At 73.7% G+C, this 22899-nt stretch carries 20 protein-coding genes and 3 tRNA genes; 9 read left to right on the top strand and 14 right to left on the bottom strand.

What is annotated here, in order from left to right; genetic code table 11:
* Nucleotides 1-31: 31 nt before the first annotated feature.
* Nucleotides 32-844: a PadR family transcriptional regulator gene (locus Q0967_RS09050; protein ID WP_298752349.1), complete on the bottom strand. Its 813-nt coding sequence runs from the start codon at nt 842-844 to the stop codon at nt 32-34.
* 313 nt (nt 845-1157) lie between these two features.
* Between Q0967_RS09050 and Q0967_RS09045 the strand changes: the two genes are divergently transcribed.
* From Q0967_RS09045 to ilvD, 4 genes are all read left to right on the top strand, one after another.
* A complete protein-coding gene (locus Q0967_RS09045; protein ID WP_298752351.1) occupies nt 1158-2963 on the top strand; it encodes an acetolactate synthase large subunit in 1806 nt (601 codons plus the stop codon).
* Between the two features lie 101 nt (nt 2964-3064).
* Entirely contained in the window at nt 3065-3400 is a 336-nt protein-coding gene (gene ilvN / locus Q0967_RS09040; RefSeq protein ID WP_081480635.1) for an acetolactate synthase small subunit, read from the top strand.
* A 54-nt stretch (nt 3401-3454) separates the two neighbouring features.
* A complete protein-coding gene (ilvC, locus tag Q0967_RS09035) occupies nt 3455-4492 on the top strand; it encodes a ketol-acid reductoisomerase (protein WP_298752356.1) in 1038 nt (345 codons plus the stop codon).
* Nucleotides 4485-6185: a dihydroxy-acid dehydratase gene (gene ilvD, locus Q0967_RS09030; RefSeq protein ID WP_298752358.1), complete on the top strand. Its 1701-nt coding sequence runs from the start codon at nt 4485-4487 to the stop codon at nt 6183-6185. Before ilvC ends, ilvD begins: the two co-directional genes overlap by 8 nt.
* A gap of 68 nt (nt 6186-6253) precedes the next feature.
* Here the strand turns inward: ilvD and Q0967_RS09025 are convergent, their stop codons facing one another.
* The 3 genes from Q0967_RS09025 to Q0967_RS09015 all read right to left on the bottom strand — a co-directional run bounded on the left by Q0967_RS09025 (nt 6254) and on the right by Q0967_RS09015 (nt 8165).
* Entirely contained in the window at nt 6254-6964 is a 711-nt protein-coding gene (locus Q0967_RS09025; protein ID WP_298752360.1) for a low molecular weight phosphatase family protein, read from the bottom strand.
* A gap of 88 nt (nt 6965-7052) precedes the next feature.
* Complete coding sequence (locus tag Q0967_RS09020; RefSeq protein ID WP_130011328.1) at nt 7053-7271, bottom strand: three-helix bundle dimerization domain-containing protein; 219 nt, start codon at nt 7269-7271, stop codon at nt 7053-7055.
* A gap of 81 nt (nt 7272-7352) precedes the next feature.
* On the bottom strand, nt 7353-8165 hold the full coding sequence (locus Q0967_RS09015; protein WP_298752371.1) for a siderophore-interacting protein: 813 nt from the start codon (nt 8163-8165) through the stop codon (nt 7353-7355).
* Between the two features lie 92 nt (nt 8166-8257).
* On the opposite strand from Q0967_RS09015, the gene Q0967_RS09010 reads away from it, so the two are divergent.
* Nucleotides 8258-10168 carry a chorismate-binding protein gene (locus Q0967_RS09010; protein ID WP_298752372.1) on the top strand — a complete coding sequence of 637 codons (1911 nt, stop codon included), beginning with the start codon at nt 8258-8260 and terminating at the stop codon, nt 10166-10168.
* 19 nt (nt 10169-10187) lie between these two features.
* Here Q0967_RS09010 and Q0967_RS09005 read toward each other — a convergent pair whose 3' ends face one another.
* From Q0967_RS09005 to Q0967_RS08970, 8 genes are all read right to left on the bottom strand, one after another.
* The gene (locus Q0967_RS09005) at nt 10188-10691 is read right to left on the bottom strand and encodes a DUF4442 domain-containing protein (protein WP_298752374.1); all 504 of its coding nucleotides are present in this window, start codon (nt 10689-10691) and stop codon (nt 10188-10190) included.
* Nucleotides 10688-11800: an ABC transporter ATP-binding protein gene (locus tag Q0967_RS09000; RefSeq protein ID WP_298752375.1), complete on the bottom strand. Its 1113-nt coding sequence runs from the start codon at nt 11798-11800 to the stop codon at nt 10688-10690. The genes Q0967_RS09005 and Q0967_RS09000 overlap by 4 nt, the downstream gene beginning before the upstream one ends.
* A 46-nt stretch (nt 11801-11846) precedes the next feature.
* Nucleotides 11847-13433 carry an iron ABC transporter permease gene (locus Q0967_RS08995; RefSeq protein ID WP_298752377.1) on the bottom strand — a complete coding sequence of 529 codons (1587 nt, stop codon included), beginning with the start codon at nt 13431-13433 and terminating at the stop codon, nt 11847-11849.
* A 32-nt stretch (nt 13434-13465) separates the two neighbouring features.
* On the bottom strand, nt 13466-14554 hold the full coding sequence (locus tag Q0967_RS08990; protein ID WP_298752408.1) for an iron ABC transporter substrate-binding protein: 1089 nt from the start codon (nt 14552-14554) through the stop codon (nt 13466-13468).
* Nucleotides 14555-14692: 138 nt separating this feature from the next.
* Nucleotides 14693-14766 (bottom strand) — tRNA-Phe (locus tag Q0967_RS08985).
* Between the two features lie 60 nt (nt 14767-14826).
* Nucleotides 14827-14900, bottom strand: a tRNA-Asp gene (locus Q0967_RS08980).
* Between the two features lie 24 nt (nt 14901-14924).
* Nucleotides 14925-14997, bottom strand: a tRNA-Glu gene (locus tag Q0967_RS08975).
* A gap of 82 nt (nt 14998-15079) precedes the next feature.
* The gene (locus Q0967_RS08970; protein WP_298752410.1) at nt 15080-16159 is read right to left on the bottom strand and encodes a PHP domain-containing protein; all 1080 of its coding nucleotides are present in this window, start codon (nt 16157-16159) and stop codon (nt 15080-15082) included.
* Nucleotides 16160-16260: 101 nt separating this feature from the next.
* Here Q0967_RS08970 and Q0967_RS08965 point away from each other — a divergent pair, with 101 nt between their 5' ends.
* Nucleotides 16261-16692, top strand: coding sequence for a GNAT family N-acetyltransferase (locus Q0967_RS08965; RefSeq protein ID WP_298752413.1), 432 nt, complete (start codon nt 16261-16263; stop codon nt 16690-16692).
* A 1-nt stretch (nt 16693) separates the two neighbouring features.
* Here Q0967_RS08965 and Q0967_RS08960 read toward each other — a convergent pair whose 3' ends face one another.
* A complete protein-coding gene (locus Q0967_RS08960) occupies nt 16694-18079 on the bottom strand; it encodes an NAD(P)/FAD-dependent oxidoreductase (protein WP_299449676.1) in 1386 nt (461 codons plus the stop codon).
* Between the two features lie 99 nt (nt 18080-18178).
* On the opposite strand from Q0967_RS08960, the gene Q0967_RS08955 reads away from it, so the two are divergent.
* The gene (locus Q0967_RS08955) at nt 18179-19174 is read left to right on the top strand and encodes a pirin family protein (protein WP_298752415.1); all 996 of its coding nucleotides are present in this window, start codon (nt 18179-18181) and stop codon (nt 19172-19174) included.
* A 3-nt stretch (nt 19175-19177) separates the two neighbouring features.
* Nucleotides 19178-21343 carry an aminodeoxychorismate synthase component I gene (gene pabB, locus Q0967_RS08950; RefSeq protein ID WP_298752416.1) on the top strand — a complete coding sequence of 722 codons (2166 nt, stop codon included), beginning with the start codon at nt 19178-19180 and terminating at the stop codon, nt 21341-21343.
* Here pabB and Q0967_RS08945 read toward each other — a convergent pair.
* Nucleotides 21318-21698, bottom strand: a complete 381-nt coding sequence (locus Q0967_RS08945; protein ID WP_298752417.1) for a hypothetical protein — start codon at nt 21696-21698, stop codon at nt 21318-21320. The genes pabB and Q0967_RS08945 overlap by 26 nt on opposite strands.
* A gap of 33 nt (nt 21699-21731) precedes the next feature.
* Between Q0967_RS08945 and Q0967_RS08940 the strand changes: the two genes are divergently transcribed.
* Nucleotides 21732-22574, top strand: a complete 843-nt coding sequence (locus tag Q0967_RS08940) for an aldo/keto reductase (RefSeq protein WP_298752419.1) — start codon at nt 21732-21734, stop codon at nt 22572-22574.
* Nucleotides 22575-22899: the final 325 nt, after the last annotated feature.

Below are 22899 nucleotides of genomic sequence, written 5' to 3'. Positions count from 1 at the left end.
GGACGGCGTGGTGGCGCACCCGATCGGGTGCTCAGTCCTCGACGATCTCGCCCTCGGCGATCTCCTCGGCGATCTCCTCCTCGGCCCGCTCCTCGTCGAACTCGTCCCGGGCCACCTCGGCCTCGGCGAGCATGCGGTAGAGGTCGCGGCGGGTGCGGTCGAGCAGCTCGGCCGCCTGCTGGTTGAGCTCGTCCTGGCCGGACTGGCCGACGGCCTGGGTCGCCATCGCGACGCTGCCGAGGGCCTTCCACAGGGTCCCCGCGCTGCCGCGGCGCTCGCTGCCGGGCCCGCGTGAGGAGTGGTGGCGGCGGTCCCGGTGACCCCCGTGACCAGGACCGCGGCCCCGGCCCGAGGAGCGGTCCTGCGCCCAGGGGTCCTCCGGCTCCTCACCACCGGTCCATCCCTGGGGCGGGAGGTCCTGGGCGGCCGCGCGACCGGCCTCGGTGAGCTCGTAGGCCCGGCGTCCGTCCACCTCCGTCTGGCTGACGAGCCCCTCGTCCTCCAGGAGGGCGAGAGCGGGGTAGATCGCCCCGGAGCTGGGCCGCCAGGCCCCGCCGGAGCTCTGCTCGATCTCCTGCATGAGCTGGTAGCCGTTCATCGGCTCGCGCTGCAGCAGGTGCAGGACCGCGTTGCGGACGTCGCCGCGGCGCGCGCGGCGCGGGCCCGGGCCGGACGGCCCGCCCTGGGGGCCGAAGAAGCCGCCCTTGCGGCCGAAGCCCTGCGGGCCGCCACCCGGGCCGAACGGGCCGCCCTGCGGCCCGAAGACCTGGCCGAGGAGCCCGCCGGGGCCGAAGATCTGGTCCTCGAAGGAGCCGAAGCCCCCGGAGCCGTGTCGAGATGTCATGAGTGCCCTCCTGTGGGAGTGGTGGTCGTATCGTTGTCGAGAAGAATAACGCGACCTGTCTCGACATGTCAACGACATATCGAGAACTGTCGGAGAATATCGGGAGGGGCTCGGCGGCGCGGCGGGGTTGACGCGGCGGCATGGTGCGGGGTTGTATGTCCTCATGCAGTTCTTCGCTCTCGTACTTATTACCTAGGGACGCGCCGCCGGCCGATCCTCGCCATCGACGCGTCCTCCCCTCGCCAGCCCGACCGGGCCGAGGGGTTTTTTGTTGCCACCGCCCCACCCTCCCGGACGTCAGGAAGACCCGCACATGACCGCGACCCACATCTCCGACGGTGCGACCGCCACCGCCCCCGGTGACACCGGTGGACGGTCCACCGGCACCACCCGACGCACCGGTGCCGAGGCCCTCGTCGCCACCCTCGAGCGCCTGGGTGTCGAGCACGTCTTCGGCCTGCCCGGGGGAGCGGTGCTGCCGCTCTACGACGCGCTCTACGGCGCCAAGGTCCGGCACATCCTCGTCCGGCACGAGCAGGGCGCCGGTCACGCCGCGCAGGGGTATGCCGCCGCCACCGGCAGGGTGGGGGTGTGCCTGGCCACCTCCGGCCCGGGGGCGACCAACCTCGTGACGGCCCTGGCGGACGCCAACATGGACTCGGTGCCGATGGTCGCCATCACCGGCAACGTCGCGAGCACCGCGATGGGCTCGGACGCCTTCCAGGAGGCCGACATCCGGTCGATCTCGATGCCGGTGACCAAGCACTCCTTCCTCGTCACCAACCCCGACGAGATCGCCGCCACCGTCGCCTCGGCCTTCCACATCGCCTCGACCGGGCGCCCCGGCCCGGTGCTCGTCGACGTCACCAAGGACGCCCTGGTCGCGCTCGCCGACGAGACGCTGCTGCAGCTGCCGTTGCCGGGCTACCGGACGCCGACGAGCCCCGCGCCCGAGGCGGTGCGGGACGCCGTCGAGCTCATGCTCACCCACCGGCGCCCCGTGCTCTACGTCGGGGGCGGGTGCCTGCGGTCCGGCGCCTCGCAGGAGGTGCTGCAGCTGGCCGAGCTCACCGGCTTCCCGGTCGTCACCACCCTCATGGCCCGGGGCGTCTTCCCCGACAGCCACCCCCAGCACATGGGGATGCCCGGGATGCACGGGAGCGTCTCCGGCGTCGCGACCCTGCAGAAGTCCGACCTCATCATCAGCCTGGGCGCGCGCTTCGACGACCGGGTCACCGGCGCCAAGCACACCTTCGCCCCGGACGCGACGATCGTGCACGCCGACATCGACGCGGCGGAGATCGGCAAGAACTTCCCCACGGCGGTCGGCCTCGTCGGCGACGCGCGCGGGACCATCGGCCAGCTGCTCACGGAGTGGACCCGGCGCACCGCCGCCGGGGCGGCCCCGCAGCACGAGGCGTGGGTCCGGCGGTGCCGCTCGTGGAAGGAGCGCTACCCCCTCGGCTACGACACCCCCTCCGACGGGGCGCTCGCCCCGCAGCTGGTCATCGAGCGGCTCGGCGCCCTCTCCGGCCCGGACACCGTCTTCGCCGCCGGCGTCGGCCAGCACCAGATGTGGGCCAGCCAGTTCATCACCTACGACGAGCCCCGCCGCTGGCTGAACTCCGGCGGGCTCGGGACCATGGGGTATGCCGTCCCCGCCGCCATGGGCGCCAAGGTCGGCAGGCCCGAGGCCACCGTCTGGGCGATCGACGGGGACGGCTGCTTCCAGATGACCAACCAGGAGCTCGCGACCTGCTCGGTCGAGGGCATCCCCATCAAGGTGGCGATCATCAACAACGCCGCCCTCGGCATGGTCAAGCAGTGGCAGGCGCTGTTCTACTCCGAGCGCTTCAGCCACTCCCAGCTGCCCTCGATGCAGGTGCCGGACTTCGCGACCCTGGCCACGGCATACGGGTGCGTCGGGCTGCGCTGCGAGCGCGCCGAGGACGTCGACGCCACCATCGAGCGGGCGATGGAGGTCGAGGACCAGCCGGTGGTCGTCGACTTCCGGGTCAGCCAGGACGCCATGGTCTGGCCCATGGTCGCCGCCGGCACGAGCAACGACGACGTCCAGCACGCCCGCGACGTCCGACCCGACTTCGGGGAGGACGAGTGACGCTGCTGTCCGACTACCCTCCTCGTGACCCGGGGCTCCCCACCCCCGCCCCCGCCTACCGACCGCACACCCCCCAGCAGGCCCCCACGAAAGGCACCACCATGAGCGACGCAGCTCGCACCCGCCACGCCCTGTCCGTCCTGGTCGAGAACAACCCCGGCGTCCTCGCCCGGGTCTCGGTCCTCTTCGCCCGGCGCAACTTCAACATCGACCACCTGGTCGTCGGCCCGACCGAGGACAACAAGGTCAGCCGGATGACGATCGTCGTCAACGTGAACGCCGAGCAGCTGCACAAGGTGACCAGCCAGCTGGACAAGCTGGTCGAGGTGATCCACATCGAGGAGCTCGAGGACGCCGACGCCATCCGCAGCAAGCTGTGGCAGATCAACGACAACGGCCCGCGCCCCGTCGGCGCCATGGCCGCCGCCGCCTTCTAGCCCGCCCCGCACACCCGCACACCCCACCCCGAACCCACAGGAGACACCCACCCCATGGCCACGATGTACTACGACGACGACGCCGACCTCTCGCTGATCCAGTCCCGCAAGGTGGCCGTGCTCGGCTACGGCAGCCAGGGCCACGCCCACGCGCTCTCGCTGCGCGACTCCGGGGTCGACGTGCGGGTCGGGCTCGCCGAGGGCAGCTCGAGCCGGGCCAAGGCGGAGGCGGAGGGGTTGCGGGTCGTCACCCCGGCCGAGGCGTGCGCCGAGGCCGACCTGGTCATGGTGCTGGTGCCGGACCACGTGCAGCGGCTCGTCTACCGCGACGCGATCGAGCCGAACCTCAAGGACGGGGACGCGCTCTTCTTCAGCCACGGCTTCAACATCCGGTTCGGCTACATCCAGCCCCCGGCCGGCGTCGACGTGTGCATGGTCGCGCCGAAGGGTCCGGGGCACCTCGTCCGCCGCGAGTACGTCGACGGTCGCGGCGTGCCGGTCCTCGTCGCCGTCGAGCAGGACGCCTCGGGCGGGGCCAAGGCGCTCGCGCTGTCCTACGCCTCGGCGATCGGCGGCCTGCGCGCCGGCGGCATCGAGACCACCTTCACCGAGGAGACGGAAACCGACCTCTTCGGCGAGCAGGCGGTGCTCTGCGGCGGCATGAGCCAGCTGGTGCAGTACGGCTTCGAGACCCTCACCGAGGCCGGCTACCAGCCCGAGGTCGCCTACTTCGAGTGCCTGCACGAGCTCAAGCTCATCGTCGACCTCATGTACGAGGGCGGCATCGCCAAGCAGCGCTGGTCGGTCTCGGACACGGCCGAGTACGGCGACTACGTCTCCGGCCCGCGCGTCATCGACCCCCGGGTCAAGGAGAACATGCAGGCCGTCCTGGAGGACGTGCGCAACGGGGCCTTCGCCCAGCGCTTCATCGACGACCAGGACCACGGCCGGCCGGAGTTCGAGGAGCTGCGCGCGAAGGGTGCCGAGCACCCCATCGAGGGCGTGGGCCGCGAGCTGCGCGGGATGATGGCCTGGGTGAAGGGGCACGAGGCGGACAGCGACTACGTCGAGGGCTCGGCCGCCCGTGGCTGAGGTCGACGTCAAGCCCCGCTCGCGGGACGTCACCGACGGTCTGGAGAAGACCGCCGCGCGCGGCATGCTCCGAGCCGTCGGGATGGGCGACGAGGACTGGGTCAAGCCCCAGATCGGCGTCGCCAGCAGCTGGAATGAGATCACCCCCTGCAACCTCTCGCTGGAGCGGCTCGCCAAGGCGGTCAAGGACGGCGTCCACGCCGCCGCTGGCTACCCCCTGGAGTTCGGCACGATCTCGGTCTCGGACGGCATCTCCATGGGGCACGAGGGCATGCACTACTCCCTCGTCTCCCGCGAGGTCATCGCCGACTCGGTCGAGACGGTCATGTCGGCCGAGCGGCTGGACGGCTCCGTGCTGCTCGCCGGGTGCGACAAGTCGCTGCCCGGCATGCTCATGGCCGCCGCGCGCCTCGACCTGGCCTCGGTGTTCGTGTATGCCGGGTCGATCCTGCCCGGTCGGGCCCGCCTCTCCGACGGCTCGGAGAAGGAGGTCACGATCATCGACGCCTTCGAGGCGGTCGGGGCGTGCTCGCGCGGGCTCATGTCGCGCGCGGACGTCGACGCCATCGAGCGGGCGATCTGCCCGGGCGAGGGGGCGTGCGGCGGGATGTACACCGCCAACACCATGGCGGCCGCCGCCGAGGCGCTGGGGATGTCGCTGCCCGGGTCCGCGGCGCCGCCGGCCACCGACCGGCGCCGGGACGGCTTCGCCCGGCGCAGCGGCGAGGCCGTCGTCGGGATGCTGCGCCAAGGCATCACCGCCCGGCAGATCCTCACCCGGGAGGCCTTCGAGAACGCCATCGCGGTGACGATGGCCTTCGGGGGCTCGACGAACGCGGTGCTCCACCTGCTCGCCATCGCCAACGAGGCGGAGGTCGAGCTCAGCCTGGACGACTTCCGCCGGATCGGGGCGAAGGTCCCGCACCTGGCCGACGTCAAGCCCTTCGGGCAGCACGTCATGGTCGACGTCGACCGGATCGGCGGCATCCCCGTCGTCATGCAGGCGCTGCTCGACGCCGGGCTGCTGCACGGCGACGTGCTGACGGTGACCGGGCGGACCATGGCGGAGAACCTCGCCGACCTCGGCGCCCCGCCGCTGGACGGCACGGTGCTGCGGGCGATGGACAACCCCATCCACGCCACCGGCGGCCTGACCATCCTCGACGGGACGCTCGCGCCCGGCGGGGCGGTGGTGAAGTCGGCCGGCTTCGACTCCGACGTCTTCGAGGGCACGGCACGCGTCTTCGACGGGGAGCGGGCCGCCATGGACGCCCTGGAGGACGGCACGATCGGGGCCGGTGACGTCGTGGTCATCCGGTACGAGGGGCCGAGGGGTGGCCCGGGGATGCGCGAGATGCTCGCGATCACCGGGGCGATCAAGGGTGCCGGCCTCGGCAAGGACGTGCTGCTCGTCACCGACGGACGGTTCTCCGGCGGCACCACCGGGCTGTGCGTGGGGCACATCGCCCCCGAGGCGACCGAGGGCGGCCCGATCGCGCTGGTCCAGGACGGGGACCCCATCACCCTCGACGTGGCGAACGGCCACCTCGACCTGGGGGTCGAGGAGGCCGAGCTGGAGCGACGGCGCGCGCAGTGGTCGGCGCCGCAGCCGCCGGAGCGCGCCCGTCGCGGCGTGCTCGCGAAGTACGTCGCGCTCGTCCGGTCGGCCTCCGAGGGGGCCGTGACGCACTGACGGGTGCGTGAGTCGCCGACGGCCGGTCCCGATGCACCGGGACCGGCCGTCGGCGTCGCCGGGCGCGCTCAGCCGCGCCCGGGGTCGTGCAGCTCGCCGATCACCCGGCGCAGCTCCTCCTCGACCTCCGGGTCGGCCGTGCGCTCGGCCAGGTCCTTCTCCAGGAGCGCGTCGACCAGCTCGGACACCCGGGCCTCGATCTCGTCGAAGGCCACGTCGAGGTCCTCCCGGCCCTGCAGGGAGGTCAGGTCGTCCCAGTCGACCTGGTGCAGCCCGTGGGTGGGCATCTGCACCTTCTCCTCCTCGCTGAGGCCCATGGTCACCACGAGGTCGGAGGTGAGGACGAGCTTGCCCGTCATCGGGGTCACTGTGAACTCGTCGGGGTCGAACCCGTGGTGCCGCAGCAGGTCCTGGATCTCGGGACGGATCTGCTCCCCGGGGACGACGCCTCCCGAGCGGGCCCGGACGAGGCCCTCCCCGCGGCCGTTGGCGATGACGGCGGCGATGTGGCTGCGGCCGGTGTTGGCGTCGTCGACGAAGAGCACCTGCGTGACGTGGGCCAGGTCGATCCCCCGGTCGCGGGCGCGCTGCGCCAGCAGCTCCTCGGCCCGACGCTGGACGAAGACGGTGAGGAACTCGTCGATCCTCGCCTCCCGCTCCAGCTCCGCGCGTGCCTGGTCGATCGCGTCGGTGATGTCCTCGGAGGACAGGGTCCCGTCGTACTTGCCCACGAGGGCGCGGTGGAGCATCTGGATCTCGTGCTGGTCTGCCTCGGCCATGGGGCCAGCCAACGTCCTCCCGTCGACCGCAGCGTGACGCGCAGGTGACCGGCGGGCGGACCCTGGCCGACGAACGCGCGTCAGCCGGTCAGCGCAGCCCCCGGTAGCGGGCCATCTGGGTCAGCCGGTCCCGGGCGTCCTTGCGGAGCAGGGCGGTGAGGAAGTGCGGGGTCCGTGAGCGTGCCTCGAGGTCGTGCCAGCTGTCCTCGACCACGAACGCGACCTCCTCCCGGCTGAAGATCCCAGTGAACGCGACCACCAGCTCGTCGACGACCGCGGCGACGGCGGCCGGGGCGAGCGTGGACATGGGTCGCACTCTGTCACCCCGCGGTGTCGGTGGGGTGACGCCGAGGTGAAGCGTCGGCGGATGGCGCGGGGCCGTTGCGGCTCAGGGCGTCTCGGCGTGCATGGCCCGGACCCAGTCGCTCTTGACCGACCGCCACTGCTCGTCGGTGTGGCCACGGCGCCAGTAGGGCGAGCAGGACAGCATCGCGGGCTCGGTCAGCGACCGGCCGAGCAGGTGGCGGCGCACCGCGCGGATCGACTCCGCCTCGCCGTGCACGAACGCGCTCAGCCGGCCCGCGGGCAGGCGGGTGGCCGCCAGCGTGTCGACGAGCAGTCGGGTGGGCTCGGCGTGCCCGGCCCGGTGGACGTAGGTCACCCGCAGGTCGCCGGGGGAGTGCAGGGCCAGCTCGTCGTCGGGTCCGTCGACCTCCACGAGGGCCACCACCGGCCGTCCCTCGGGGACCGCCTCGAGGCACGCGGCGATGGCGGGCAGGGCGCTCTCGTCGCCGACCAGGAGGTATGCCTCGGCGTCCGCCGGGGGCGAGTAGTCACCCGCCGGACCCCGCAGCTGAACCCGGTCACCGGGGCGGGCGTGCCGGGCCCAGCGACCGGCATACCCCTCGTCGCCGTGCACGGCGAGGTCCACGGCGAGCTCGCGGCGTTCCCGGTCCCAGGAGCGCACCGTGATGCGGCGGGGGTAGGGCCGCTGCTCGCGGGGCAGGTCACGCACCGCCTCGGCGTCGAAGGGCGGCCGGTAGTCCGCCCCCTCGGGCAGGAAGAACATGTTGACGTAGGAGTCGGCGAACCCGGGGTCGGCGAAGCCGTCGAGACCGTCCCCGCCGAGGACGACGCGACGCAGGTGCGGGGTGAGCTCTTCGGTGCGGACGACGGTGCCGTACACGGGTTCTCCTTCCATCGGAATAAGATAAGGATAACCTCACCAAAATCTGGCGGAGGTCGGCCCCGCACGGATACGGGGGCCGCCGGTGGGCATGACAGACTCTCGCCATGTCGCTGCGCCTGCTGGACGAGATCCTCGCCGACCCCGCCGGGCAGGCCTGGGCGGTCCTGTGGCGGGACGGCCAGGACGAGGCCGAGATCCTGCTGGGCGACGTGGTGGACCTCGACCTGCTCAGCCAGATCCCGCGGCCGCGGGACCGCGCGCCGGTCCTCGCGATGGTGCCGTTCCGGCAGATCGCCGAGCGGGGCTTCGACGCCCGGCAGGACGACACCCCGCTGCGCGTGCTGCAACCCACCCGTACCGCTCGGGTGGGGCTGGACGAGCTGGTCGCGGCGCTGCCGCAGGACCCGGTGGAGCTGACCGGCGAGCACTTCAGCGTCGAGGACGACGACTACGCCCGCACCGTCGGGAGGGTCATCGAGGAGGAGATCGGCGAGGGCGAGGGCGCCAACTTCGTCATCCGGCGCGACGTGCTCGCGCGGTGCGCCGGCGACCACGCCGTCGCCGCCCTCACCTGGCTGAGGTCGCTGCTCGTCGACGAGCGCGGCGCCTACTGGACCTTCGCGGTGCACACGCCCGGGCACACCCTCGTCGGTGCGACGCCGGAGCGGCACGTCAGCGTGCGCGACGGCCGGGTCTGGATGAACCCCATCTCCGGCACCTTCCGGCACCCGGCGGACGAGGCCGAGGTGGAGCCGGAGTTTAGGGCCTTCGTCAAGGACACCAAGGAGACCGAGGAGCTCTTCATGGTGGTCGACGAGGAGATGAAGATGATGGCCCAGATCTGCTCCGACGGCGGGCGGATCACCGGGCCCTACCTCAAGCAGATGGCCCACCTCACCCATACCGAGTACCTGCTGGACGGGCGCAGCGACGCCGACGTCCGCGACGTGCTGCGCACGACGATGTTCGCCCCCACGGTCACCGGCTCGCCGATGGAGAACGCCTGCACCGTCATCGCCCGGCACGAGGAGACCGGTCGCGGCTACTACTCCGGCGTGCTCGCGCTGCTGGAGGAGGACGACGAGGGCGGGGAGACCCTGGACGCGCCCATCCTCATCCGCACGGCGCACGTCCGCGGCGACGGCACCGTGTCGGTCAGCGCGGGCGCGACGCTGGTGCGGCACAGCGACCCGGTGTCGGAGTGCGCCGAGACCTCGGCGAAGGCCCGAGGGGTGCTCGCGGCGCTCGGGCTGCGGCCGCGTCGTGACCTCGGGTATGCCGTCGACCTCGGCTCGCTCCCCGGGGTCGCCGAGGACCTGGCCGCCCGCAACGACACGCTCGCGCCCTTCTGGCTCAGCCCCCAGGGCGCCCGCCCCGACCCGGACCTGCTGGGCCGGCGCGTGCTCGTCGTGGACGCCGAGGACACCTGGACGCAGATGCTGGCCCACATGGTGCGCCACCTGGGCATGGTCCCCGAGGTGCGGCGCTGGGAGGACGTCACCCCGGCCGACGTCACCGGCCGGCGGGACGCCTCCGGTGGGGGTGGCGGCGCGGACCTGGTGCTCTACGGCCCCGGGCCGGGAGACCCCACCGACGCGGCCGACCCGCGCATCGTGCGGCTGCGCCACCTCATCGCGACCCGGGTGGAGGCGGGGCTGCCGGTGCTGGCGGTCTGCCTGTCGCACCAGGTGCTCGCGGCGACCGCGGGGCTGGAGATCGCCAAGCTGCCCTCCCCGAACCAGGGGGTCCAGCTCCCGGTCGACCTGTGGGGAGAGGTGCACCGCATCGGCTTCTACAACACCTTCGTCGCCCGGCCGGGCCCGGCGAGCCTCCTGGGCCGGCCGCTCGAGGTGGCGCTGCACGAGCCGGACGACGCGGTCGTCGGCCTGCGCGGTGACGCGGTGGCCACGATCCAGGGCCACGCCGAGTCGGTGCTGTCCCGGGACGGCCTGCGGGCGCTGCACGCCCTCGTCCGGCACGCCCTGGGCCACCCCGCCGCACCGGGCGCGCGGTAAGCGCCCGCCGGACGCGCGGTCAGGTCCGGCGGACGTAGAGCTGCTTGCGCACGCGGGCCAGCACCGTGCCGTCGTCGGCCACGACGTCGGTCGAGAACCAGCGCCGGACCGGCGCCCCGTCGGCCGCAGCCGCCCGCAGCTCCTCCAGCACCTGCTCCTCGAGGGTGAAGCTGGCGCTCGCGGCACCGCGGCCGGGGGCCACGAAGGTGATCTCCGCGGCCTGGTCCCACACGACATACCCCGGACCCAGTCCCCGCAGCACCATGACCATCCAGAACGGGTCGGTCATCGCGAAGAGCGAGCCGCCGAAGAGCGTCCCCACGTAGTTGGTGGTGAGCGGGGTGTGCCGGAGGCGCACCCGGACGTGCCGGAGGTCCTCGTCCATCCGCTCGATCCGGATGCCGGCGCAGAGGAACGGGGGCCAGAGGTTCATGCCGAGCCGGAGCGCGCGCGGGGAGGTGGCCAGCGCCTTGAGCCGGCCGACCCGCTGCGTGGAACGGTTCACCGGCGGGGTGCCGCTCATCGCGCCGGGGTGGGGGCGGGTGCGGGCCCGGGCCGGCCCCCCGGGACGGCACGACACGCCCCCTGGACGCGCAGACCCACGCGCGCGCCCACGACCGGCGGGTGGGCGCCGCTGCGCGAGTGCACCAGGGTGCCGTCGTCGAGGGCGAGGGTGACCAGGGCGTCGTGCCCGTGGAAGTCGACGGTCCGGACCTGGGCGGGGATGCCGTCTGCGCCCAGGACGACCTGCTCGGGGCGGACGAGGACGTGCGTGGCGTCGTCGACGCCGCCGGTGACCTCGACCCGGCCCAGCGGGGTGTCGACGAGGCCGTCGGCGCTCGCGTCGGGCACGGGGAAGAGGTCGGCCTCCCCGACGAAGGAGGCGACCCAGGCGTCGACCGGGGCGGCGTAGACCTCCTCGGGCGCGGCCACCTGATGGACCCGGCCCTCGCGCATCACCGCGACCTGGTCGGCCATCGACAGCGCCTCGCCCTGGTCGTGGGTGACGAGGATGGCCGTCGCGCCGTCCGCGTGCAGGGCGTCGCGGACGTCGCGACGCAGCTCCACCCGCAGCGAGGCGTCGAGGGCGCTGAAGGGCTCGTCCAGCAGCACCAGCGGTGGGCGCGGCGCCAGCGCCCGGGCGAGGGCGACCCGCTGCTGCTGGCCGCCGGAGAGCTCGTGCGGCATGCGCTGACCGAGCCCGGCCAGCCCCACGAGCTCGAGGCACTCGTCCACGCGCCGGGACCGCTGCGCCCGGGGGGAGCGCCGGGGCAGGCCGAAGCCGACGTTGTCGGCGACCGAGAGGTGCGGGAAGAGCGCGCCCTCCTGCGGCACGACGGCGACCTGACGGCGGTGCGGGGGCAGGTGGATGCCGGGCAGCGCCACCGCGCGACCGTGCACGGCGAGGCGACCCTCGTCGATCCGTTCGAAGCCGGCCAGGCAGCGCAGCAGGGTGGTCTTGCCGCACCCCGAGGGCCCGAGGACGGCGAGGAACTCCCCGTCGTCGAGGTGCAGGTCGACGTGGTCGAGCGCACGGACCGGGCCGAAGGACTTGCCGACGCCGATCACCTCGACGGCGTGCGTGCCGACCGAGGTGCGGGAGGCCCGCGAGGCGTCGGTGGTCACGGGCATCGGCGGTCCTTCCTGGTCGGCTGCGGGCGCGCGAGGGGGGTCGAGATCATGGTGACACGACCGGCTCGACGGGGGCCGGGTCGGCCGGGTGGGGGACCGCCCGCCCGGGGAGGGGACCGGCGGCGCCGGCCGGCACGATGCCGGTCCGGCGCACCACCACCCAGGTGGGGATGGCGGCCAGCGCGACGAGGAGCAGGGCGTAGGGGGCGGCCTCGGCATACCGGCCGATCCCGGTCGCGCTCCACAGGCGGGTGGCCAGCGTCTCCATCCCGGTGGGGCGCAGCAGCAGCGTGGCAGGCAGCTCCTTCATCGCGGTGAGGAAGACGAGCGCGGCGCCCGCCCCGATCCCGGGCAGGGTGAGCGGCAGGGTGACCCGGGTGAAGACGCGGGCGGGAGAGGTGCCGAGGGACTGCGCCGCCTCCTCCAGCGACGGGGGCGCCTGCGCGGCGGCCGAGGCCACGGCGGCGACCGCGAGCGGCAGGAAGAGCGAGGCGTAGGCCAGCGCGAGCAGCCACGTGGTCTGGTAGAGCGGCAGCGCCACGGTCACGCCGAAGAAGACGAGGGAGAGCCCGACGACGACCCCGGGCAGGGCGTGGGCGAGGTATGCCGCCCGCTCCAGCAGCGCGCTCAGCCGCCCGGGGTGGCGGGCGGCCAGGAGGCCCACCGGCAGCGCGAGGGCGACGGTGAGCAGCGCGCCGAGCAGGGAGGCGCTGAGCGAGCCCCACGCGGCGCCGCCGATCCGGTCCCAGGCCTGGCCCGCGGAGGAGCCGGCGGCGATCCAGCGGGCCAGCGAGAGGGCCGGGACGCCGAGGGCGGTGAGCACGACCAGGGCGAGGGTGCCGGTGCCGACGAGGCGCCAGGGGCCGAGGTCCAGGGCCGGCGCGGGGCGGCTGACCGTGGCCGTGGAGAAGCGGGCACCGGCCCGCCGGGTGCGACCCTCGCCCCAGAGGATGGCCAGGGTCAGCAGCACCAGGACGGTGGCCAGGGTCAGCGCCATGGAGCGGTTGAAGCCCGAGCTGAGGGCGGTGAAGATGGCGCGGGTGAAGGTGTCGAGGCGCAGGATCGAGACGGCGCCGAAGTCTGCCAGGACGTAGAGCGCGGCGAGCAGGCCACCGCCGGCGATGGCGGGGCGGACCTGGGGGAGGGTGACGGTGGTCAGGGTGCGCCAGGGACCGCAGCCCAGCGACCGCGCCACCTCCTCCTGGCTGGGGTCGACCCGGGCCAGCGCGGCGGCGACCGGGAGGTAGACGTAGGGGTAGGTGTAGAGGGTGAGCACCAGGGCTGCGGCGCCGAACCCCTCGAAGCGGGCGCCGGGGTCGGCGGACCACAGGTCGGACACCGACACCCAGGTGAAGGCGGCGACATAGCTGGGGACGGCCAGGGGCAGCGCCAGCAGCACCGCGAGCGGGGCGCGGCCGGGGGTGTTGGACCGGGTCACGAGCCAGGCGCTGCCGACGCCGATGACCAGGCAGGCCAGCGTGACGACGAGGGCGAGCAGGAGCGAGGTGGCGGTGAGCCGGGCGACCCGCTCGGTGGCGACCGTCTCCCACCAGGTGGGCAGGCCGCCCTCCGCCGTGCGCAGCAGCAGGTAGCCGAGCGGGAGCAGCGCCACCGCCGTGGCCGCGAGGGCCATGGCGGTGAGCGCCGGATGGGCTCGGCGTCCGGTCAGAGCAGACCCGCCTCGGTGATCATCCCGATCGTCGTCTGGAGGTCCTCGAGGTCGTTGAGGTCGATGTCGGGGGTCTCGAGCTCCTCGAGCGCCGGGAGGCCGGCCGGGCCCTCGAGACCCTCGATCATGGGGTACTCCGAGGTCTGCTCGACGAAGTAGGTCTGCCCGGCGTCGGAGAGCAGGTAGTCGACGAGCGCCTGCGCGTCGGCGTCCGGCTGCTCGCCCACGAGGCCGATGCCGGAGATGTTGACCAGGGCGCCGGTGTCGCCGTCGGGGAAGAAGTGCAGGGCCACGTCCAGCTCCTCGGGAGCCACGCCCTGCTCGGCGGCCAGCTCGTAGACGTAGTAGTGGTTGACCAGACCGACGTCGATCGCGCCGGAGTCGACGTCGGCGACGATCTCCCCGTTCCGCTCTCTGATCTGCGGGTCGTTGGCGGCGAGACCCTCGAGCCAGGTGGCCGCGGCGTCCTCACCCTCGAGCACCCGCATCGCGGTGACGAAGGACTGGAAGCTGGCGTTGGTCGGGGCCACGCCCACGCGGCCGGTCCACTCCGGGCCGGTCAGCTCCTGGACCGAGGCGGGCAGCTCGTCCTCGGGCACGGCCTCGGTGTTGTAGGCCAGGACGCGGGATCGCCCGGTGAGCCCGACCCACGTGCCGTCCGCCGACCGGTAGGTGTCCGCCACCAGGTCGAGGGTCTCCTGCGGGAGCTCCTCGAGCAGCCCCTCCGCGGAGACGGCGCCGAGGGCGCCGGCGTCCTGGGCGAGGAAGGCGTCGGCGGGGGAGTTCTCGCCCTCCTCCAGGAGCTGGGCCGCCATCGCTGCGGTGTCGGCATACCGGACCTCCACCTCGATGCCGGTCTCGCTGGTGAAGTCGTCCAGCACCGGCTGGACGAGCTCCTCGTTGCGGCCGGAGTAGAGGGTGAGGGTGCCGTCGCTCTCGGCGACGCCCTCGCCGCCGTCCGCGGCGTCGGTCGCCTCGGTGGTGGTGTCGTCGGAGGCGGGAGCCTGCTCGTCCGTCGAGGTGCAGGCGGCCAGGGTCAGGGGGAGCAGGGCGCCGACGAGGGCGAGGCGGGTCACTCGGATCATGGGGGTGGTCTCCTCGAGGAGCGGTCCAACTTAGGTGGACCTAACTTCACCACAGGCATGATCGTCTGCACAAATTCTCCGACCCCCGGACACGCGAAAGCCGCGGGTGTCATCAGGGCAGACCCGCGGCTTGTCGCGTGGCCAGGGGCGGGGTCGAACCGCCGACCTTTCGATTTTCAGTCGAACGCTCGTACCAACTGAGCTACCTGGCCGGAAGTAGTGATCCGGCGTGGCCCCCGGATCTCTCCGGTGACCACGCCGCTCCTACTCTGCGACCCCGACGGGACTCGAACCCGCGACCTCCGCCGTGACAGGGCGGCGCGCTAACCAACTGCGCCACGGGGCCTCGATTTCAGGTCGAGACCTGGTGCATCCCCAACGGGATTCGAACCCGTGTTACCGCCGTGAAAGGGCGGGGTCCTAGGCCACTAGACGATGGGGACCTATCCGTTGAGGACGACGATGAGCATACGTGATCGCGCAGGGATGGACCAAAACGGTCGGCGCCGTGCGCGTGGCCGGGCCTCAGATCGCCGACGCGGGGTCCCGGGCCCACTCCCGCAGGCGCTCCAGCGGCCAGGTGTTCACCACCCGGTCGGCGGGCACGCCGTGGCGCACCGCCCGCTCGCAGCCGTAGTCGAGGAAGTCGAGCTGGCCGGGGGCGTGCGCGTCGGTCGACACCGCGAAGAGGCAGCCGGTCTCCACGGCCAGCTCGAGGAGCGCGCCGGGCGGGTCCTGACGCTCGGGCCGGGAGTTGACCTCCACGGCCGTGCCGGTCCGCGCGCACGCCTCGAAGACGGCGGCCGCGTCGAAGTCGCTGGGCGGGCGGGCGCGGGATCCGCTGCGGGCGCCCCGGTCGCCCTGCCGCGGCATGACCCGGCGGCCGGTGCAGTGACCCAGGACGCTGGTGAGCGGGTTCTCGACCGCGGCGACCATGCGCCGGGTCATCGCGGTCCGGGCCATGGTGAGCTTGGAGTGCACCGAGGCGACCCGCACGTCGAGCTCGCCCAGCAGGTCCGCGTCCTGGTCGAGGCCGCCGTCGTCGAGGATGTCCACCTCGATCGCCTTGAGGAGGGTGAACCCCGGCGCGGTCTGCGCATTGACGGCGTCGACGACCTGCAGCTGGCGGCGCAACCGGTCGGCCGTCAGCCCGCGGGCCACGGTGAGCCGGGGCGAGTGGTCGGTGAGCGCGAGGTAGTCGTGCCCCAGCTCCATCGCGCTGGCCACCATCTCCTCGATCGGGCTGCCGCCGTCGGACCAGTCCGAGTGGCTGTGCAGGTCGCCGCGCAGCAGCTCGCGCAGCGACTCCCCGCCGGTGGCCAACGGGGTGCCGGACCGGGACTCCAGGTCGGCCAGCTTGTCCGGCGTCTCCCCGCGCACGACGGCCTCGATGACGGCCGAGGTCGAGGGGCCGATGCCGGCCAGGTCCCGCAGCGTGCCGGCCGCGACCCGGTGGCGCACCTCGTCCTCCCCCAGCGGCAGGATGACCGACGCGGCCCTGCGGTAGGCCTCCACCCGCCGGGTCTCGGCGCGCTCGCGCTCGAGCAGGAAGGCGATCCGCCGCAGCACGTCGACCGGCTCGGGGCCGCCCGGTGCGTGGCTCATGACCCCACTCTAGGCGTCCCTGCCCGCCGCCGGCCGGGCGCAGGACGTCCCCGCCGCCGCCGCCACCCGGGCGGCCGGTGCGGTCGGCATACCCTGCTGGCATGGGCACCCTCCACGCCGCCAGGTTCGCCGACCTCGACGTCACGACGCTGCACGACCTGCTGCGGCTGCGGGTGGACGTCTTCGTCGTCGAGCAGCAGTGCCCCTACCCCGAGATCGACGGGCGCGACGTCGAGCCTACGGCCGAGCACCTGTGGATGGACGTCGACGGGCAGGTCGCGGCGACGGTCCGCACCCTGGTCGACCCCGACGGCACGCGCCGGCTGGGGAGGGTGGCCACGCACCGCGACCACCGCGGGCAGGGGTATGCCGCCGAGCTCGTCCGGGAGGGGCTGCGCCGGCTGGGCGACGGGCCGGTCCAGATCGGTGCCCAGGCCTACCTGGCGGACTGGTACGCCCGGCTCGGGTTCGTCCGCAGCGGCCCGGACTACCTGGAGGACGGCATACCCCACCTGCCGATGACGCGGGGCTGAGTCAGCGCTTGGGCTGCTTGCGGAAGTCCTCGCCGAGGTACTCCAGGGCCAGCCGGGCGTACACCTGCTGCTCGGTCACCGTGCGCTCGGAGCGGTCCCGCCCCACGAAGCTCACCGCCCAGTGCAGCAGCGTGGCCAGCTGGCTCTTGAAGCCGATGATGTAGAAGAGGTGCACGGCCAGCCACGCGACCCAGGCGGGGTAGCCGGTGAGCTCGATGCGCCCCCGCTTCATCACCGCGCGGAAGCGGGAGATCGTGGCCATCGAGCCCTTGTCGAAGTACTCGAACGCCTGCCCGGTCTCCTCCCCACGGAGCCGCCGCATGATCTGGTCGGCCGCGTGCCGGGCCTCCTGGATCGCGCCCTGGGCCACCCCGGGCACGCCGTCGACGGCGGCCAGGTCGCCCACGACTAAGACCTCGGGGTGCCCGGGCAGGGTGAGGTCGGGCTGGACCTTGACGCGTCCGGAGGGGTCGAGCTCGGCGCCCGCCTGCTCGGCGATCTTGCGCCCCAGCGGGTTGCCCTGCACGCCGGCGGCCCACACCTTGGTCTGCGCCTCGATGCGCTCCTGGCTGCCGTCCTCGGTGGACTCCAGGACGACGCCGCCCTCGTCGACGTCGACGACCTTGCGGCCGAGCTTCACCTCGATACCGAGGTCGGTCAGGCTGCGCTCGGTCTTCGCCGCCAGGCTGTCCCCGAAGGGCGCGAGCACCTTGTCCACGGCGTCCACGAGGATGATCCGGGCCTGCGTCGGGTCGATGTGGCGGAACTCCTTGCGCAGCGTGCGCTTGCTCAGCTCGGCCAGCTGGCCGGCCATCTCCACGCCCGTCGGCCCGGCGCCGACGACGACGAAGGTCAGCAGCCGGCGCACGTCGTCCTCCCGCCCGGCGGCGGCCGCCAGCTCGGCGAGCTCGAAGGCGCCGTAGATGCGCCCGCGCAGCTCCAGGGCGTCGTCGATCGACTTCATGCCGGGGGCGTACTCGGCGAAGTGCGGGCTGCCGAACCACGACTGGTTGGCACCGGCCGCGAGGATGAGGCTGTCGTAGTCGTAGACCATGTCCTCGCCGGCGGTGACCGCGGTCACCGAGCGCTCGTCGATGTCGATGCTCTTGACGTCGCCCAGCATCACCGTCACGTTGTCCTGGCTGGCCAGCACGTCCCGCGTCGGCGGGGCGATGACGCCCTCGGACAGGATGCCGGTCGCCACCTGGTAGAGCAGCGGCTGGAACAGGTGGTGGCCGGTGCGGGCCACCATGAGCACCTGCACGGCCGGGTCGGACAGCGCCTTGGTGGCGAACAGGCCGCCGAAGCCGGAGCCGATGATCAGGACGCGGTGGGGGCGGGAGGCGGACGGCTGCTGCGCCGGGGCGGACGGCTGGGGAGTGCTCATATGTCTAGTCAACAACAGAACCGCACCGCAGGATTCCGCTGCGGCCACCGGGTGCCCGCAGGGACGACGAGACGTTGCTCACGGTGGGAGGATGGGGCGATGAGCTCGTTGGAGACGCGCCCGGACGAGGTGACGTGCGGGGACGGACCGTCGCCGCAGGGGGCGGTGACCGTCCTCGCCCCCCGCGAGGTGCCGCTCGGCGGACCCCGGGCCATGCGGGTGCGCCGCACCCTGCCCTCCCGCGGACGGACCATGGTCGGGGCCTGGTGCTTCGTGGACCACTACGGTCCCGACGAGGTGGGACGGACCGGCGGGATGGTCGTGCCGCCGCACCCGCACACCGCCCTGCAGACGGTCTCCTGGTTGTTCAGCGGGGAGATCGAGCACCGCGACTCCACGGGCGTGCACGCCGTCGTCCGACCGGGGGAGCTCAACCTCATGACGGCGGGCCGGGGGGTCTGTCACTCCGAGGTGTCCGTCACCGGCGACGAACCGCACCTGCAGGTGCTCCACGGTGCCCAGCTGTGGGTGGCGCTCCCGGCCGCCGACGCCGGGGTGGACCCGGGGTTCCAGCACCACGCGCCGCAGCCGCGGGAGGTCCGCGGCGGGCGGGTCAGCGTCTTCCTGGGCGCCCTCTGGGTGGACGGGGAGCAGACAGGCTCGCCGGTGCCGACGTATACCCCGCTGCTGGGCGCGGAGCTCGTCCTGGACCCCGGAGCGCGGGTCCGTCTCACGGTCGACCCCGAGCACGAGCACGGGGTGCTCGTCGACCAGGGCCGGGTGGGGGTGGGGGAGACGGTCGTCGAGCGCGCCGAGCTGGGCTACCTCGCGCCGGGGCGTGCCGAGCTCGAGCTCACCGCGGGTGCCGACGGCGCCCGGGTGCTGCTGCTCGGGGGCCCGCCCTTCGGCGAGCAGATCGTCATGTGGTGGAACTTCATCGGCCGCTCCCACGAGGAGGTCGTGCAGGCGCGTGAGCAGTGGCAGGCCGAGCTCGGGCACGACCCCGAGGGCCGCTTCGGCGCCGTCGACCACCCCGGCGGGGACTCCCTGCCGGCGCCCGAGCTGCCGCAGGTGCGGCTGCGCCCCCGGGGCTGAGGCGTGGCGGGCGAGGTCCTGCTGATCGACCACCTCGACAGCTTCACCTACAACCTGGCCGACCTGCTGCACCGCGTCCTGGGGCGGGCCCCCGTGCTGTGGCGCCACGACCACCCGGCCTCGGCGCAGGACCTGCGACGGTTCGCCGCGGTGGTCATCGGGCCCGGGCCGGGACGGCCCCAGGTCGACGGCGACCTGGGCCTGTCGGCGCTGGCGCTCCGCCAGCGGGAGGTCCCCGTGCTGGGGGTGTGCCTGGGCCACCAGGGCCTCGCCCACGTGGCGGGGGAGACGGTGGCGGAGATGAGCCTGACCCGGCACGGCATCGTCAGCCCGGTGGAGCACGACGGCCAGGGCCTCTTCGAGGGCGTGCCGTCGCCCCTGCAGGTCGTGCGGTACCACTCCCTGGAGGTGGTCGAGCCGCTGCGCTCGGCGTTGCACGTCACCGCCCGGGCCGTCGACGACGGCTGCGTCATGGCGCTCGCGGACCCCGACCGGCCGTTCTGGGGCGTGCAGTTCCACCCCGAGTCGGTCCTGTCCGAGCACGGGGAGCGGGTCGTGGCCAACTTCCTGGCGCTCGCCGGTGTCCGGGCGGCGGCGGACGAGGGCGGGGCCGTGGTGGCCGTCGGTGACACGCTGCGGCCGCAGGAGCACCGCCGCGGTGGACGCCCGGTGCGGCTGCGCGCCCGGCTGCTGCGCGAGGACGCGTCCCGGGTGCGTGTCCTCGAGCTGCACGAGCGCCTCGTCGGCCGGGCGCCGAGCTCGGTCTGGCTCGACTCCTCGGACGGCAGCGGCTGGTCGGTGCTCGCCGACGGCCGCGGACCGCTGTCCCGGGAGCTGACCCACCGGGTGGGCGAGGGTGCCCCGCTGCTGGACCGGGTGGACGCCGAGCTGGACGCCTGGGCGCTGGAGGTCGCGCAGGAGCGGCCGGGGGAGGTGCCGTGGCGTCCCGGGCTCGTCGGCTGGATCGGCTACGAGGTCAAGGCCGAGACCGGCGCCGACCCTACCGGGCCGCACCGTTCGCCGTGGCCGGACGCCTGGCTGCTCCTCGTCGACCGTGGGGTCGTGCTCGACCACCGCACCGACCAGGTGTGGGCGGTGTGGGTCGAGGACGCGTCGACCGCCGACGAGCAGGCGCGGTGGGTCGAGGAGGTGGTCCCGGTCCTGCGCGCGGCGACGGAGCCCCCGGTGGCAGCGCCGGCCGGGACGGCGGGCGAGGGGCCGGCACCCGGCGCCCCGGTCGAGGGCCGTCCCCGTGCCGCTGCCCCGGCCTGGGCGGCGGAGGACGACGAGGCGGGGTACCTCGCCAAGGTGCGCCTCGCCCAGGCCCAGATCGCGCGGGGCGAGTCCTACGAGATCTGCCTCACGACGGCATACCGCACGAGCGCGCCGGAGCTCGACGAGGGCGAGCTGTACCGGGCGCTGCGGGAGGTGTCACCCGTGCCGCGCGGGGCCTGGCTGCGCGCGCCCGGCCTCAGCGTGCTGAGCGGTTCGCCCGAGCGCTTCGTGTCGGTGGACGCCGGCAGCGGCGCCGTCGAGGCGCGGCCGATCAAGGGGACCCGCCCGCGCGGGGACAGCGCCGAGCACGACGCCGCGCTCGCCGCCGACCTCGCGACCGCGGTCAAGGACCGGGCCGAGAACCTCATGATCGTGGACCTGCTGCGCAACGACCTGCACCGCGTGTGCCGCTCGGGCAGCGTGCACGTGCCGCAGCTGTGCGCGGTCGAGACCTACGCGACCGTCCATCAGCTCGTCTCGACGGTGCGGGGCACGCTCGCCCCGCGGATGGGGCCGACGGACGTGCTGCGGGCCTGCTTCCCCGGTGGGTCGATGACCGGTGCGCCCAAGGTGCGCACGATGGAGATCCTCGACGAGCTCGAGGGCCGGGCGCGCGGGGTCTACTCGGGGACGATCGGGTGGATCGGGCTGGACGGGTCGATGGACACCTCGATCGTCATCCGCACGCTCACCCGGTCGACGGACGGGGCCCTCGCCTTCGGCGTCGGGGGTGCGGTCACCGCGCTCTCGCACCCGGCCGAGGAGTATGCCGAGACGCGCGCCAAGGCGCAGGCGATGCTCAGGGCGGTGGACCGCGCAGCGGCCGTCGCGACCACGGGGGAGCGGACGGGGGAGCGGCCGGGTGCGGTCAGTCCGGCTGGTCGGGACCGATGAGCCAGATCTGGACCGGCTCCCTCCCGGGCACCCCCGCCAGGGTGAGGAGGAGGCCGTCCTCGTGCTGCTCCCAGCCGGAGACGGTCACCGCGTGCCGGTCGTGGAGGGCGCGCAGGATGCGACCGAGGTTGCCGGGGACAGCACCGCCCACGAGGAAGGTGGTGGAGTCGGCCAACCGCAGCCGGCCGACGCCCTGGATGGGCCCCGGCGTGATCCCGCGGACGGGCACCCGGCGCGCGACGAGCCCCGGCAGCTGCAGCTGCAGGTGCCGGCTGAGGCGCAGCTGGGCCGCCGCCTCGTCCCGGCGGTCCCATCGCTCCCGCTCGGGGTCGCCGGGCAGGTCGTCCCATGCCATGCCCCCCAGTGTGCCCGACGTATCGTGGGATGCATGACGAGTCAGCCAACCATCGCCCTCACCCCCGACGTCACCATCCCCCAGCTCGGCTTCGGCACCTTCCAGGTGGACGTGAAGGAGACCCAGCGGGTCGTGGAGGCTGCTCTGGAGGCGGGCTACCGGCACATCGACACCGCCGCGGGCTACTACAACGAGGCCGGCGTCGGCGCGGCCCTGCGGGCCAGCGGGCTGGCCCGGGACGAGGTCTTCCTCACCACCAAGCTGCGCAACGGCGACCAGGGCCGAGAGCGGGCCAGGGCGGCCTTCGAGAGCTCGCGCGAGGCGCTCGGCGTGGACGCCGTGGACCTCTACCTCATCCACTGGCCGGTGCCCAGCAAGGGTCTCGCGGCGCAGACCTGGGAGGTCTTCGAGGAGCTGCAGGCGGAGGGTGCGGCCCGGGCGATCGGCGTGTCCAACTTCCTCCCCGACCACCTCGCCGAGCTGCTGCGGGACGCGTCGGTGACGCCCGCGGTCAACCAGATCGAGGTCCACCCCTCCTTCCAGCAGCCGCAGACCCAGCGCGCCTCCCGCGAGGCCGGGCTGGCGGTGGAGGCGTACGCGCCCATCGGCCAGGGCGCCGACCTCGAGCTCGCGCCGGTGACCGAGGCGGCGGAGGCGCACGGCGTGAGCCCGGCACAGGTGGTCATCCGCTGGCACCTCCAGGAGGGCCGCATCGTCATCCCCAAGTCCGCGACCCCCGAGCGCATCGTCTCCAACGCCGACGTCTTCGGCTTCGAGCTCGACGAGGCGCAGATGGGCGCGATCAGCGGCCTCGACACCGGCGAGCGGATGTTCCCGGACCCGCAGACCGCGGACTTCACGCAGTTCCGCAGCTGAGCCTGCGGCATACGCCCGGCGCGGCGACGCACCCGAGCCCTGCGTGGGGCTCCTGACCCCGTCCGCGCAAGGTGGGCCCCCGAGTCTGGCCGGGTCCGTCCTGAGTCTGGCCGGGTCCGTCGGTCGGTCGTCCGTGCTGGACCGCGACGCCCCGCCGGTGGCGGAGCACGCTTGTGCGGTGACGTGTGCACGACCTGGTGTCACAGGCGTGCCCCTGAGCACCCTTGTGACACGAGCAGGCGCACAGGTATGCGGTGCGCTCGACGATGAGCCCCGCAGTATGGTGCAACGCCCGTCCGGTGCGGACCGGCGGCGGGTCCGCTGC

This window comes from uncultured Serinicoccus sp. (assembly GCF_947500995.1).
In the GTDB taxonomy this organism is placed as follows: domain Bacteria; phylum Actinomycetota; class Actinomycetes; order Actinomycetales; family Dermatophilaceae; genus Ornithinicoccus.
Note: the sequence above shows the minus strand (reverse complement) of the source record. Positions and strands in the feature narration are given on the sequence as shown.

Coding starts and splice junctions, on each gene's coding strand:
- Q0967_RS08995 (WP_298752377.1), bottom strand. CDS start 13,433: ATGGCCCTCGCGGCCACGGCGGTGGCGCTGCTCCCGCTCGGCTACCTG.
- Q0967_RS08970 (WP_298752410.1), bottom strand. CDS start 16,159: ATGAGCCACGCACCGGGCGGCCCCGAGCCGGTCGACGTGCTGCGGCGG.
- Q0967_RS09050 (WP_298752349.1), bottom strand. CDS start 844: ATGACATCTCGACACGGCTCCGGGGGCTTCGGCTCCTTCGAGGACCAG.
- Q0967_RS08955 (WP_298752415.1), top strand. CDS start 18,179: ATGAGCTCGTTGGAGACGCGCCCGGACGAGGTGACGTGCGGGGACGGA.
- Q0967_RS08965 (WP_298752413.1), top strand. CDS start 16,261: ATGGGCACCCTCCACGCCGCCAGGTTCGCCGACCTCGACGTCACGACG.
- Q0967_RS08940 (WP_298752419.1), top strand. CDS start 21,732: ATGACGAGTCAGCCAACCATCGCCCTCACCCCCGACGTCACCATCCCC.
- Q0967_RS09020 (WP_130011328.1), bottom strand. CDS start 7,271: ATGTCCACGCTCGCCCCGGCCGCCGTCGCCGCGGTCGTCGACGAGCTG.
- Q0967_RS09000 (WP_298752375.1), bottom strand. CDS start 11,800: ATGCCCGTGACCACCGACGCCTCGCGGGCCTCCCGCACCTCGGTCGGC.
- ilvC (WP_298752356.1), top strand. CDS start 3,455: ATGGCCACGATGTACTACGACGACGACGCCGACCTCTCGCTGATCCAG.
- Q0967_RS09010 (WP_298752372.1), top strand. CDS start 8,258: ATGTCGCTGCGCCTGCTGGACGAGATCCTCGCCGACCCCGCCGGGCAG.
- Q0967_RS09015 (WP_298752371.1), bottom strand. CDS start 8,165: ATGGAAGGAGAACCCGTGTACGGCACCGTCGTCCGCACCGAAGAGCTC.
- Q0967_RS09045 (WP_298752351.1), top strand. CDS start 1,158: ATGACCGCGACCCACATCTCCGACGGTGCGACCGCCACCGCCCCCGGT.
- Q0967_RS08990 (WP_298752408.1), bottom strand. CDS start 14,554: ATGATCCGAGTGACCCGCCTCGCCCTCGTCGGCGCCCTGCTCCCCCTG.
- Q0967_RS08960 (WP_299449676.1), bottom strand. CDS start 18,079: ATGAGCACTCCCCAGCCGTCCGCCCCGGCGCAGCAGCCGTCCGCCTCC.
- Q0967_RS08945 (WP_298752417.1), bottom strand. CDS start 21,698: ATGGCATGGGACGACCTGCCCGGCGACCCCGAGCGGGAGCGATGGGAC.
- Q0967_RS09025 (WP_298752360.1), bottom strand. CDS start 6,964: ATGGCCGAGGCAGACCAGCACGAGATCCAGATGCTCCACCGCGCCCTC.
- Q0967_RS09005 (WP_298752374.1), bottom strand. CDS start 10,691: ATGAGCGGCACCCCGCCGGTGAACCGTTCCACGCAGCGGGTCGGCCGG.
- ilvN (WP_081480635.1), top strand. CDS start 3,065: ATGAGCGACGCAGCTCGCACCCGCCACGCCCTGTCCGTCCTGGTCGAG.